The sequence below is a fragment of the Sphingomonas sp. genome, assembly GCF_051962185.1.
In the GTDB taxonomy this organism is placed as follows: Bacteria; Pseudomonadota; Alphaproteobacteria; order Sphingomonadales; family Sphingomonadaceae; genus Sphingomonas.
The window spans coordinates 1-9635 of sequence record NZ_JBQCCN010000099.1 but is presented as its reverse complement, the minus strand read 5'-3'; the positions used below and the strand labels follow the sequence as shown (position 1 = coordinate 9635).

At 65.1% G+C, this 9635-nt stretch carries 13 protein-coding genes; 7 read left to right on the top strand and 6 right to left on the bottom strand.

Annotated elements, in window-relative coordinates:
- From ACTHJR_RS05910 to ACTHJR_RS05895, 4 genes are all read left to right on the top strand, one after another.
- A partial coding sequence (locus tag ACTHJR_RS05910) for an energy transducer TonB (protein WP_440522199.1) occupies positions 1 to 172 on the top strand: 172 nt, incomplete at its 5' end.
- A gap of 77 nt (positions 173 to 249) precedes the next feature.
- Positions 250 to 1038, top strand: a complete 789-nt coding sequence (locus tag ACTHJR_RS05905; RefSeq protein ID WP_440522197.1) for a MotA/TolQ/ExbB proton channel family protein — start codon at positions 250 to 252, stop codon at positions 1036 to 1038.
- Positions 1039 to 1131: 93 nt separating this feature from the next.
- Complete coding sequence (locus ACTHJR_RS05900) at positions 1132 to 1605, top strand: ExbD/TolR family protein (RefSeq protein ID WP_440522196.1); 474 nt, start codon at positions 1132 to 1134, stop codon at positions 1603 to 1605.
- Between the two features lie 66 nt (positions 1606 to 1671).
- A complete protein-coding gene (locus tag ACTHJR_RS05895; RefSeq protein ID WP_440522198.1) occupies positions 1672 to 2064 on the top strand; it encodes an ExbD/TolR family protein in 393 nt (130 codons plus the stop codon).
- Between the two features lie 114 nt (positions 2065 to 2178).
- On the opposite strand, the gene ACTHJR_RS05890 is transcribed toward ACTHJR_RS05895, so the two are convergent.
- Complete coding sequence (locus ACTHJR_RS05890; RefSeq protein ID WP_440522195.1) at positions 2179 to 3642, bottom strand: nucleoside hydrolase-like domain-containing protein; 1464 nt, start codon at positions 3640 to 3642, stop codon at positions 2179 to 2181.
- An 85-nt stretch (positions 3643 to 3727) separates the two neighbouring features.
- On the bottom strand, positions 3728 to 4282 hold the full coding sequence (gene dcd, locus ACTHJR_RS05885) for a dCTP deaminase (protein ID WP_440522194.1): 555 nt from the start codon (positions 4280 to 4282) through the stop codon (positions 3728 to 3730).
- 95 nt (positions 4283 to 4377) lie between these two features.
- On the opposite strand from dcd, the gene ACTHJR_RS05880 reads away from it, so the two are divergent.
- Together ACTHJR_RS05880 and ACTHJR_RS05875 are read left to right on the top strand one after the other, a co-directional pair.
- Positions 4378 to 5070: a hypothetical protein gene (locus ACTHJR_RS05880; RefSeq protein ID WP_440522193.1), complete on the top strand. Its 693-nt coding sequence runs from the start codon at positions 4378 to 4380 to the stop codon at positions 5068 to 5070.
- A gap of 89 nt (positions 5071 to 5159) precedes the next feature.
- Complete coding sequence (locus ACTHJR_RS05875) at positions 5160 to 5759, top strand: hypothetical protein (RefSeq protein ID WP_440522192.1); 600 nt, start codon at positions 5160 to 5162, stop codon at positions 5757 to 5759.
- Between the two features lie 148 nt (positions 5760 to 5907).
- Here ACTHJR_RS05875 and ACTHJR_RS05870 read toward each other — a convergent pair whose 3' ends face one another.
- The 3 genes from ACTHJR_RS05870 to ACTHJR_RS05860 are packed head-to-tail and all read right to left on the bottom strand — an operon-like array spanning position 5908 to position 7501.
- Positions 5908 to 6351, bottom strand: coding sequence for a cytidine deaminase (locus ACTHJR_RS05870; protein WP_440522191.1), 444 nt, complete (start codon positions 6349 to 6351; stop codon positions 5908 to 5910).
- Positions 6348 to 7019 carry a glycoside hydrolase family 25 protein gene (locus tag ACTHJR_RS05865; protein ID WP_440522190.1) on the bottom strand — a complete coding sequence of 224 codons (672 nt, stop codon included), beginning with the start codon at positions 7017 to 7019 and terminating at the stop codon, positions 6348 to 6350. The genes ACTHJR_RS05870 and ACTHJR_RS05865 overlap by 4 nt, the downstream gene beginning before the upstream one ends.
- Complete coding sequence (locus tag ACTHJR_RS05860; RefSeq protein WP_440522189.1) at positions 7019 to 7501, bottom strand: UPF0262 family protein; 483 nt, start codon at positions 7499 to 7501, stop codon at positions 7019 to 7021. Before ACTHJR_RS05860 ends, ACTHJR_RS05865 begins: the two co-directional genes overlap by 1 nt.
- An 84-nt stretch (positions 7502 to 7585) precedes the next feature.
- Here ACTHJR_RS05860 and ACTHJR_RS05855 point away from each other — a divergent pair, with 84 nt between their 5' ends.
- A complete protein-coding gene (locus ACTHJR_RS05855) occupies positions 7586 to 9094 on the top strand; it encodes a replicative DNA helicase (RefSeq protein ID WP_440522188.1) in 1509 nt (502 codons plus the stop codon).
- An 84-nt stretch (positions 9095 to 9178) separates the two neighbouring features.
- On the opposite strand, the gene ACTHJR_RS05850 is transcribed toward ACTHJR_RS05855, so the two are convergent.
- The coding region (locus ACTHJR_RS05850; RefSeq protein ID WP_440522187.1) for a phosphoadenylyl-sulfate reductase at positions 9179 to 9635 on the bottom strand (457 nt) is incomplete at its 5' end.

Here is a 9635-nt window from a genome sequence, read left to right as displayed (position 1 = left end):
CAAGGTCGCCGGTTGTCGCGTGACCGCATCGAGCGGCAATTCGTCGCTCGACGACGCGACTTGCCGTCTCGCGCAGCGTCGTGGCCGCTTCACCGTGCAGAAGGATTCCGACGGCAACGCGCAGCCGTACAGCTATCCGCTGAGCACGCGCTGGCAACTCCAGGACGAATAGTTTGATCAAGCCGGTGCCCGTCCGCGGGCACCGGTCTAGTTAGCTGTAGACTACGATTTCAAAGAGGAAGCATCCGAATGAGCATCTCCATCCTTAACGCTGGCGCGGCAGGGGCCGCCCAGGAACAGTTCGGCTTCTGGAACGCGCTGAACAACGGCGGCGTGATTTCCTACGCCACCGCGGGCATCCTGCTGGTGATGCTGTTCTTCACGCTCTACATCTTCTTCACCAAGGTGTTCGAGCAGCAGAAGATCATCAACCAGGGCCGTCGCGTGCGCGCCACGTTCTGGAACTCGAACTCGCTGCGCGAAGGCGCCGCCAAGCTCGAGAAGAACTCGGCCTACAAGCAGCTGGTCGACGACGGCCTCGCGGCGCAGGAACAGCATGCCAAGCTGACCGACCCGGTCGAGGCGCATGACTGGCTGCACGGCTCGCTGCAGCGGTCGGAGGACACGATCAACTCGGCGCTGGGCGGCGGTCTCGCCTTCCTCGCGACGGTCGGTGCGACCGCGCCGTTCATCGGTCTGTTCGGTACCGTGGTCGGCATCTACAAGGCGCTGCTCGGCATCGCCGCCGCTGGTCAGGCCTCGATCGACAAGGTCGCCGGCCCGGTCGGCGAAGCGCTGATCATGACCGCCTTCGGTCTCGTCGTCGCGGTCCCCGCGGTGCTCGGCTACAACTTCCTGCAGCGCCGCAACAAGGCGATCCAGGAAGCGCTCGGCGCCTTCGCCAACGACGTCCTCGGCTACCTCGCGTCGAACGGCGCGGTGAAGCCGGTCGTCGCGGCCCGCAAGGTCGCCGCGCCGGCGGCGAAGCCGGCCACCACCACTGCCGGTCAGACCGGTGGGGTGACGACCAAGCCGTAAGCGCGTTCGCGGCGGAACGCGGGCGCCGGGCCCGGTTCCGCCCGACGCCCGGGCCGCGGCCCGGGCGGGACGAAGCAAGGATAGGAATGCTTAATGGCTATTAGCACCGGAGGCTCCTCCGAAACTCCGATGTCGGACATCAACACGACGCCGCTCGTCGACGTCATGTTGGTGCTGCTGATCATCTTCATCATCACGGTTCCGGTGGTGGTGCAGAACGTCAAGCTGAAGCTGCCGGAGGTCAGTTACGACCCGACGCAGACCAAGCCGGAAAACGTGTCGCTGTCGATCAAGCTCGACGACCAGGGCCAGTGCGCGGTCTATTGGAACATGACCCGGATGAAGCACGACGAACTGCTCGACCGGGCGACCAAGAAGATGAAGGCCGATATCGACCGCCTCAGGGCGGCCGGTCCGATCGACCCTGACAAGATCCCCGAAGTGCATATCCGCGGCGACGTCGACGTCCCGTACAAGTGCATCGGTGCGGCGATCTACACGATGCAGTCGTCGGGCTTCATCAAGGTCGGCTTCATCTCGCAGCCGCCGCCCCGCGGCGGCGCCTAACCGATCCGCTAGCTCAGGAGTTTTTGAATCATGGCAATGAGTGGCGGCAGGGATGATGGCTCGCCGATGATGGACATGAACATGACGCCGTTGATCGACGTCCTGCTCGTGCTTCTCATCATGTTCATCATCACCATCCCGGTCCAGACGCACGCGGTGAAAGTCGACCTTCCGGTCAACAACTCGAGCAATCCGCCGCCCGTCGACGCGCAGAAGAACAAGATCGTCATCGACGCGCAGGACAACGTGACCTGGAACGGCATTCCGGTGACGAGCGACGAACAGCTCAAGCAATATTTGCAGGCGACGCTGGCGATCCAGCCCGAGCCGGAGCTGCACTTCCAGCCGCTTCCGGACGCGCGCTACGAGAAGGTCGACAAGGTCCTCGCGATCATCAAGCGCTCGGGGATCAGCAAGCTCGGCTTTATCGGCAACGAGCAATATCGGAACGAATTCTAAGCCCGATCGGGTTTCGGTTTCGTCGAAGGGGGCGGTCGCGCGAGCGGCCGCCCCTTTTCGTTCGGCCGATGTCGACGACGCGGCGACCGACCGGTGTGCGCGCGACCGGTAGCGTCAACGGACGACGTCGATGATGACGCGGCGATAGCGGGTGAGGGGTGGTGATCCGCTGTCGGTCACCGCGAGAATGACGTGGATCGTTCCGGTGCCGGGCGGGACGACCCGGTCCGTCTTCACATTCAGCCAGGCCTTGGGCCGGTCGGCGTCGTTGATCGCGAGCTTTTCGCCGGAACTCGAGCTCGACATGCTGCGGGTGCCGGCTTCCTCGTACACGAACCAATGATAGGACACTGTGTCGCCGTCGGGGTCGCTCGAGCCGATAGCGCTCAGGTCGACGCGATCGCCGGGCCGGGCGATGACGCGGGCCGAGCTGGCGAGCCGGGGCAACGGCGGGTGATTGGCCCCGGCATAAGGCTTGATCGTCCAGTCCATCCGAGCGGCGAAGTCGTTCTGGAACGCAGCGCGCCAGCGCCAGATCGTGGCATATTGATCGTCGTGCCATTCACCGTCGCCGCCCAGCACTTCATCGCTGGCATCGGTCCAGATCGGTCGCGTTTCTGGGGCGAAGAACCATTTGCGCGTCCGCGGCGTGTAGAACTCGTAGCGACCGCCCCAACTTCCCCAATCGGGATGATCGGGGTCGTTCAACCCGTTATCGATCAGGAACAGAAAGGACGGCGTGTCGCCCTCCATCTGATATTTCCAATTGGGATATTCGGCGGCGAGCGGGCCCTTGTTGCGGATGTTGCGGTCGAGCCAGTCGTTGGTGACCAGCGAAAAGTCGGCGCCGCCGAAACGACCGTGGAACCGGTCGCCGCTGATCCCGATCCAGGTCGAATGATGGAACGTGGCGCCCGGGCTCACGATATAGAACAGCCCGGGGAACTCCCGGCGAATCCATGGACCGCTATCGTCCTGATCGGAGATGGCATAGATGCGCAACTTGGTGACGAAGCGCGCCAGTTCAGCCTTCGATCGTGTCGCGCGGACCTTCCACAATGCCTGGGCGAGCACGCTCGGCCCGCCCCAGACCGTCACCCAGAGCGGCCGCGGGTCGGCACGATCGACGGCTCGGATGAGCAGGTCGGAGCCGCTCGAATCCATGCCGCGACCCACCCCTTCCATGCCTGCGGCGGCAGGCGCGCGCGCGATCCGCCGCTGCAGTTCGTCGGCGGTCGGAAAGCCGCGTTCGTGCAACTCCAGATTGTCGCGCACCTTGCCATAAGCGGCGACGATGTTCGCGATTAGGTCGGGGAACACGCCCGCATTGTTGTGCGTCGCGACCAATCCTTCGATGTCGAACTGATTGGCGTAGGTCATCAGCCGGACCATCGACATCTTGTCGTCGGGATCGCCGCCGATATCGGTCAGCACGAAAAAACGGCGCTTGGCGGGCGCCGGCGCAGGTTTGGCTGCTGCCGATTCCGCCGCGCGAACTTGCGCCGAGGCGGTGAGGGCGGGGGCGAGCAATGCGGCGGAGGCGAGCGCGGCAGCCGTACCGCCGATGACGCCGCGCATGTTCCTCACCATCGCTCTCCCGCAAGTGCGGATCGACGGTAGCGCTATCAGTAGGGGCGCTCAACCCTGCGAAGCGCGGCGAGCTTCACAGCCGCGGCAACGTCACGCCGCGCTGGCCCATATATTTGCCCGCACGGTCGGCGTAGCTGGTCTCGCAGGGCTCGTTGCCCTGCAGGAACAGGAACTGGCACGCGCCCTCGTTGGCGTAGATCTTGGCCGGCAGCGGTGTCGTGTTCGAGAATTCGAGCGTCACATGGCCTTCCCATTCGGGCTCGAGCGGGGTGACGTTCACGATGATGCCGCAGCGCGCATAGGTCGACTTACCCAGGCAGATCACCAGGACGTCGCGCGGCACGCGGAAATATTCGACCGTGCGCGCCAGCGCGAAGCTGTTGGGCGGAATGATGCAGACGTCGGTCTTGCGGTCGACGAAGCTGTTGGCGGCGAAGTCCTTGGGATCGACCGTCGCCGAATCGACATTGGTGAAGATCTTGAATTCGTCGGCCACGCGCGCGTCATAGCCGTAGGAGGACAGGCCGTAGCTGATACAGCCTTCGCGCCGCTGCGCCTCGACGAACGGCTCGATCATGCCGTGCGCCAGTGCCTGCTCGCGAATCCAGCGGTCGGAAAGGATCGCCATCGTCTACTCCCTGTTCGTGGCGCAGCTTTCGCGGCATTGACGCGGCGGGGCAAGAGGCCGTTGTCGGCCCGCCCGGCGAAAACCGGAGAACGAGCATGATACGGATCGATCCCTCGCGCGCGATCGGCGGCTATGCCGCGGTGATGACGCTGGCGACGGCATGGCTGGTGCTGGCGGCGGTCGCGCCGGCGACGACCAGGTTCGACACGATCGACGTCCAGCGGATCAATGTGCGCGAGCCCGACGGTACGTTGCGGCTCGCCATCTCCGATCACGCGCACATCCCCGGCCTGATCTATGGCGGCAGGGAATATCCGCATCCCAACCGGCCCGAAGCGGGGATGATCTTCTATAACGACCAGGGCGACGAGAATGGCGGCCTGGTGTTCGACGGCGGCCTCGAGAACGGCAAGCCGACCAACGGCGGCAGCTTCACCTTCGACCGCTATCATCAGGACCAGACGCTGCAACTGATCAGCACCGAGGACGGCCAGGATCGCCGCGTCGGTCTGGTGGTCAACGACCGGCCCGACCAGCCTATGGACATCGCGGCGGGCCTGCGGGCGCGGACGATGAAGCCGGGGCCGGAGCGCGATGCGCTGGTCGCCAAGGCGGGGCTCAGCAATGCGCGGCGCGTTTGGCTCGGCCGGAGCGAAGATGGCGGCGTGTCGCTGGTGCTGAGCGATCCTCAAGGGAGGCCGCGCCTGACGCTTGGCGTGGGCAGCGATGGGGCGCCCAGCGTCGCATTACGTGACTCGACCGGCAGAGTGACGCGGACGCTGCGGTAGGGTTGACCGTCGGACGACCTTTATCGGCAAGCGCGCTTGAATCAGGACCGAAGCTCGACGCCTCCATTGAACAATTGTAGTAGCTGGGCATGAGGGTCTCCGACCTCCCCGGCGCGGTAAGGTGTGGCTGCCTGTTGCCGTTAGTGACGGTCTCGGCAAGCGGTCAGGCCGTTCCGCAAGGGACGCCGGCCGTTCCCAAGGCTCAGGCCGAAGCGGTGGTCGCCAGCTTGTACAAGGAAGTAGTGGCTCGTCATCCGATAGCCGGGATGGGCGACCGGAAGATTTTTGCACGATACCTCAGCAAGGGATTGCTTCGCAGGTTCGACGATAACACGGTTTGCCTCAGCGACTGGTATCGGCAGAACCCCGGTACCATCGATAAGCCTCCATTCGGCCGGTTGGAGATGGGCGTCTATTCAGGCAGCGATGAGGAATCGACACCCCAGACTTTTCACATCGAGAAGACCGAATCCGGAGAAGACGGCTCCTACCGGGTGTATGTGAAACTCTCTTATGCGGGACCGACATTCAGAATGCTCTGGCATGTGGTCGCGCTGGTGGTTCGCGAGAACAGCCAGTCCGTCGTGGACGACGTGATTTACTTGAGCGACAAGGACCGCCCGGATGAAGGGCGGCTATCGCAGGTTTTGGCCGAATCCGGATGCAGCGGGCCGCGCTACCGCGGATAAGCCCTGCCTCGTACCAGGTGGCCCCCAGCCGCTTACGAGAACGAACGTCGTAAGCGGCCGCTATCGGGCGAACGAAACGTGCCTCTGGGTGACCGATAATAGGCCGCGTGCCGCCAGCCTGCTTTCCTGTTGCCGAGCAAGGCGGTTCCTACACGATCCCGAGATTCGCCGGCCCGAAGGCGTGGGGCAGCAATTCGGCCAACGTGTAATGCGCCACGGGCCCCCCGGTCAGCCCCGAGCACCACATGTCGAGGTCGCGCCGTCCCGCTTGCGCCGCCTCGTTGAGCACCTGGCGGCAGCGGCCGCAGGGGAGAATCGGCTCGATCCCATCCTCGCCGGTCATCCCGCCGACGATGCCGACCGCGACGATGTCGCGCATACGGCCCTCGGCACTTGCTTTGGCGACCGCGACGGTCTCGGCGCACAGCGACAGGCCGTAACTGGCATTCTCGACATTAGCGCCGGTGACGATACTGCCGTCGGTCATCAGCAGTGCCGCACCGACCGAGAAGCTGGAATAGGGCGCCCAGGCGTTCGCCGCCGCGCCGCGCGCCGCCGCGATCAGTCTTGCAGCCGTTTCGCTATCGCTCATTTCGTCACCACATCCCAATTGACCGGCCCGTCGACCCCGTCGATTCGCCGCATGTCGCTTGCCCGCCACATCCGCCACGGCCGTGCGGCATAATCGGGCGGGAAGAAGTTCTGTGCGCTCCAGATGGGGCGATCGAGCGCCGAGGTCACGTCGTAATTGGCCTCGAACCGTTTCGACACCAGCAGCAGCACCGGTCGTTGCGTATGCGCCTCGACCATGACGATGAAGCGCTTGAGTTCCTCGAGCACGACGTCGCGCGACGGGCGGTCGTTGCAGCCGTCGATGAAATCGATCGCCACCGCCGGGGGCAGCGCGTCGTCGGTCTTGGGGACGGTGATGTTGAAATCGTTGGCCTGGTCGGCCGCCAGCTTGCACAGCGACCAGGCGTGGATCGCGCCGCGGCGCATGCCGGCATCGGCGATGCCGCGCCAATTGTCCTCGAACTGCGCGTCGCGATCGTTGCCGACGGTCGCGCGGGCATAAGCGAAATCGGCGCCGGCGGCCTTGACCGCGGCCCAGTCGATCGCGCCGTTGGCATCCGACACATCGACGCCCTGGAATTCATAGTCGCCGGCCGAAGGCCGCCAGCCGCGCGCGACGAGATAGAGCGCGCCCGCCAGCGCGAGCATCGCGACCGCCAGCCCGACCGGAAGCGCGAACCGCCGCATCAGGCGCGGATGTGCAGCACGCAGATCAGCGTGAACAGCCGCCGGGCGGTGGTGAAATCGACCTCTATCTTGCCCCCCAACCGCTCCTTGAGCAAATCCGCGGCATCATTGTGGATGCCGCGCCGGGCCATGTCCACCGTCTCGATCTGTTGCGGCGTGGCGTGGCGAATCGCTTCGTAATAACTGTCGCAGATCGCGAAATAGTCCTTGATCGGCCGCCGCAAGGTACCAAGCGAGAGGATCAGCGTCTCGAGCGGCGAGCCGTCGTCGCGCGCGATGGCGAGTACCAGCCGGCCCTCCTCGACCGCCAGATGGAGGGTATAGGGGCCCTGATACCCGTCGGGATAATCGCGCAACGGCCGAAAGCTGTTGTCTTCGAGCAGGTCGAAGATCGCGATGCGGCGCTCCTGTTCGACGTCCGCGCTCCGCCACAGGATGGTGCGGTCGTCGAGCGTGATGTCCTTGATGCGATGGTCGGCCACGCTTCCGCGCTTATCCCCATCGATCGCGATTATCCACAGCCGCCATGGCCTTGAGCGGCCCGGCAAGCGGCGTAGAAGGGAGTGATGGCGACAGCGATTCACCAAGTGCCGGGGGCGGAAGCGCCCACGCTCCCCCAGAACGTCGAGGCGGAAGCCGCGTTGCTCGGCGCGATGATGATCGACAATCGCATCGCCGAAGAGATCGACAAGCTGACGCCCGATCATTTCTTCGAGCCGCTCCACGGCCGCATCTTCGGCGCGATCAAGAAGATGGTCGACCAGCAGATGCCGGCGACGCCGGTGACCCTGCGCCCGATGTTCGAGGCCGATCCAGCGATGAAGGAGCTCGGCGGCCCCGGCTATCTCGCGCGCTTGACCGGGTCGGGCGCGGGCCTGATCGGGTCACGCCAGTTCGCGCAGCAGATCTACGATTTGGCGCTGCTCCGCACCTTGGTCGGGGTGGGGCGCGACCTGGTCGACAAGGCGATGGACACCTCGCAGGAGGTCAACCCGCGCGCGCAGATCGAGGCGGCAGAGGAGGAATTGTTCAAGGTCGCCGGCGACGGCGGCAGCGAATCGTCGATCAAGACCTTCGCCCAGGCGACGACCATGGCGGTGGCGATGGCCGACCGCGCGCTCAACTCGGGCGGCGGCGTGTCGGGGGTGACCACCGGGCTCAGCTCGGTCAACGGCAAGATGGGCGGCTTCCACCGCTCCGACTTGATCATCCTCGCCGGGCGCCCCGGCATGGGCAAGACCTCGCTCGCCACCAACATCGCGTTCAACGCCGCGCACCGCTATATGCAGGACGAGATCGACGGGATCGATCCCAAGCAGCGGATCGGCGCCAAGGTCGCCTTTTTCAGTCTCGAAATGTCGGCCGACCAGCTCGCGACGCGCGTGCTGGCCGAACAGGCGCGAATCTCGAGCCAGGACCTGCGCATGGGCAAGATCAGCCAGTCGGAGATGGACCGGCTGGTGGTGACCGCGGGCGAGCTCCAGAATTTGCCGTTCGTGCTCGACGATACGGCGGGTCTGACGATCGGCCAGCTCCATACGCGGATGCGGCGCCTGCAGCGGCGGCATGGCGACCAGGGCATCGGCATGGTCGTGGTCGACTATCTGCAATTGCTGTCGGGCAGCGGCGCGCGCGCCAGCGACAACCGCGTGCAGGAGATTTCGGAGATCAGCCGCGGGCTGAAGACGCTGGCCAAGGACCTCAACGTGCCCGTCCTGGCGCTGTCGCAACTCAGCCGCCAGGTCGAAAGCCGCGAGGACAAGCGCCCGCAGCTTTCCGACCTTCGTGAATCGGGCTCGATCGAGCAGGACGCCGACGTCGTGTTGTTCGTCTATCGCGAGGATTATTACGTCGCCGCCAAGGAGCCCAAGCGCCCGGTCGAGGGCGACGACGCCAAGGCGTTCGAGGACCATGCCAAATGGGCCGAGGAAATGAACCGCGTCTATGGCCTGGCCGAGCTGATCGTCGCCAAGCAGCGTCACGGTTCGACCGGCAAGGTGATCCTGCGCTTCGAGCCCGAGGTGACGCGGTTCAGCGATTATGCCGGGGAATATTCCAGCCCGGATTATGAGTGAAATCCGTCATCCCGGCGAAGGCCGGGATCGCTGAGTATATGGTGCCGCTGCCAGAGGCCCCGGCCTACGCCGGGGCGACGATATTCAAAACACCGGTTCCTCGCCCGGTTTCTCGGGCACGTGGATGCCGCATTCGGTCTTTTCCCATCCGCGCCAGCGACCGGCGCGCGGGTCCTCGCCCGGCAGGACCTTAGACGTGCAGGGCTGGCAGCCGATCGAAGGATAGCCGTCGGCCTCTAGCGGGTGCCGCGGCAGATCGTGCTCGGCGAAATAGGCGTCGAGGTCGGCCTTGACCCAGTCGCCGAGCGGATTGACCTTGAGCCGGCCATCCTCGATCTCGAACCGCGCGATGTTCTGGCGGGTCTGCGACTGGAACGCCTTGCGCCCCGAAATCCAGCTATCGAGCCCGGCCTTGGCGCGCTTGAGCGGCTCGACCTTGCGGATTTCGCAGCAGCCGTCGGGGTCGTAGGACCAGCGCAATTCCTGCGCGTCCCTGGCGGCGAGCACGGCGGGATCGGGCTTGACCGTGCGGCTGTCGCTC

Coding starts and splice junctions, on each gene's coding strand:
- ACTHJR_RS05865 (WP_440522190.1), bottom strand. CDS start 7,019: ATGCGGCGGTTCGCGCTTCCGGTCGGGCTGGCGGTCGCGATGCTCGCG.
- ACTHJR_RS05905 (WP_440522197.1), top strand. CDS start 250: ATGAGCATCTCCATCCTTAACGCTGGCGCGGCAGGGGCCGCCCAGGAA.
- ACTHJR_RS05895 (WP_440522198.1), top strand. CDS start 1,672: ATGATGGACATGAACATGACGCCGTTGATCGACGTCCTGCTCGTGCTT.
- dcd (WP_440522194.1), bottom strand. CDS start 4,282: ATGGCGATCCTTTCCGACCGCTGGATTCGCGAGCAGGCACTGGCGCAC.
- ACTHJR_RS05880 (WP_440522193.1), top strand. CDS start 4,378: ATGATACGGATCGATCCCTCGCGCGCGATCGGCGGCTATGCCGCGGTG.
- ACTHJR_RS05855 (WP_440522188.1), top strand. CDS start 7,586: ATGGCGACAGCGATTCACCAAGTGCCGGGGGCGGAAGCGCCCACGCTC.
- ACTHJR_RS05890 (WP_440522195.1), bottom strand. CDS start 3,642: ATGCGCGGCGTCATCGGCGGTACGGCTGCCGCGCTCGCCTCCGCCGCA.
- ACTHJR_RS05875 (WP_440522192.1), top strand. CDS start 5,160: ATGAGGGTCTCCGACCTCCCCGGCGCGGTAAGGTGTGGCTGCCTGTTG.
- ACTHJR_RS05870 (WP_440522191.1), bottom strand. CDS start 6,351: ATGAGCGATAGCGAAACGGCTGCAAGACTGATCGCGGCGGCGCGCGGC.
- ACTHJR_RS05900 (WP_440522196.1), top strand. CDS start 1,132: ATGGCTATTAGCACCGGAGGCTCCTCCGAAACTCCGATGTCGGACATC.